The 1,208-nt window shown below is 55.4% G+C and carries 1 protein-coding gene and 2 pseudogenes; 2 read left to right on the top strand and 1 reads right to left on the bottom strand.

Going from position 1 to position 1,208, the window contains the following annotated elements:
* A pseudogene (locus CW742_RS13945) lies at positions 1–120 on the bottom strand (RlmE family RNA methyltransferase); the annotation flags it as partial.
* Positions 121–220: 100 nt separating this feature from the next.
* Here CW742_RS13945 and CW742_RS13950 point away from each other — a divergent pair.
* Entirely contained in the window at positions 221–964 is a 744-nt protein-coding gene (locus tag CW742_RS13950; RefSeq protein ID WP_292421420.1) for a DNA polymerase sliding clamp, read from the top strand.
* Positions 965–1,208 (top strand): annotated as a pseudogene (locus CW742_RS13955) (DNA primase regulatory subunit PriL); the annotation flags it as partial. It lies immediately after the preceding gene.

Here is a 1,208-nt window from a genome sequence, read left to right on the forward strand (position 1 = left end):
GTCCTCCCGTATGATCGAGAACTTCTTCTGGATCTCGAGGAGCTTGTAGGCTGCCCGCGAGCGGTATCCCTCGTGTTTCGCCCGCAGGTAGGTTTTGTCATATCCCCATTGTGAACCCATTATCGCGTTTTCCCCCATAAAAGCAGGGTCATAAACCCAAAACACTATAATTAACGTAGGTCGATATACTGTATAAGCGATTGTATTTGTGGGGTAAGCGATGTTAAAGGCAACGATTGATGCAGATATTTTCAAGGAAGCGATCGATGCGATCTCGGCCCTCATCCCCGAGTGCCGGCTGCATACGGATGAAGGTGGCATCTCGACGCGGGCCGTCGACACGGCCAACGTGGCGATGATCTCGCTCACCTTAAAGAAGGAGGCGTTCGACTCGTTCAAGGCAACAAAGAGCCAGCTCGGGATCGACATCTCCAAGATGAAGAACATCTTCGGCATGGCCGGCAAGGGCGATCTCATCAGCCTCGAACTTGGCGACAATGCCCAGAAGATGGCCGTCTCGGTGCACGGGTACCACTACTCCATCACGCTCCTTGATACGAACACCATAAGAAAAGACCCCAATCCCCCGACCATCAACCTGCCGGGCCGGGTCGTGATCAAGGGCGAGGATCTCAACAACGCGATGAAGGCGGCGGCCGTCATCTCAGACAAGATCGCACTGGGGATCAACCAGAAGGACCAGACCTTCTACTTAAACGCGGAAGGCGACACCGATCTCATCCGGCGCGAATTCGGCAAAGACGAGCTGGTGTCGCTCACCCCCGCAGAAGCCCGCTCGCTCTTCTCGCTTGACTATCTCAAGGACATGGGTAAAGTCATGAGCCGGGCAGCAGAAGTCGAGATCTTCCTTGGCATCGACCACCCGGTCCGGTTCTCGTTCGATATCGCCGGTGGCAACGGCCATGTCGAATACCTCCTCGCTCCCCGGATCGAGGCCGACTAAATGGAATATGCCCCGTCGGCAAAGGAACTCTCCCACTTCCCTTTTTTGAAAAAAGCCCAGGATCATGTCAAAAAGACCTTCCCGCCTCTCGGCCAGCTGCTCTCAGGGGAGAAGGGAGAGCTCCTGACCGGCCTTGCCGTCCGCAGGATCAACCAGGCTCTCTCCTCAAAGAAGACGATCGTTGCCCATTTCCAGCATCGCGACGATGAAGAGATCGCTGCGTATGTCCTCTCCCGCATTATCG

The organism is Methanoregula sp. (genome assembly GCF_002835825.1).
GTDB lineage: Archaea > Halobacteriota > Methanomicrobia > Methanomicrobiales > Methanospirillaceae > Methanoregula.